Genomic DNA, 263 nt, shown 5'->3' on the forward strand with positions numbered 1-263 from the left:
GCCACGCGACGTCGGCCTGGCCGGGCTCCAGCGGCATGCCGACGGAGTGGAGGGCGGGCACGTAGTCGGCCTGCAGCTCCTCCATCCGGCGCAGCACGTCGGTGCCCATCCGGGCCATCACGCGCATGCTGGCCACCACGTAGGCGGAGTCGGTGATCTCGACGCCGAACATCGGCTTCTCGGCGTCCAGGTGGCCCATGACGAAGGGGATGACGTACATGGTCCGGCCCCGCATGCAACCCCGGTAGAGGTCGGTCATCAGG

The 263-nt window shown here is 69.6% G+C and carries 1 pseudogene; it reads right to left on the reverse strand.

The features are described from left to right. Nucleotides 1-235 (reverse strand): annotated as a pseudogene (locus ACSNOK_RS34700) (phosphoenolpyruvate carboxykinase (GTP)); the annotation flags it as partial. Nucleotides 236-263: the final 28 nt, after the last annotated feature.

It is taken from the genome of Streptomyces sp. URMC 126, from assembly GCF_051386555.1.
GTDB lineage: Bacteria > Actinomycetota > Actinomycetes > Streptomycetales > Streptomycetaceae > Streptomyces.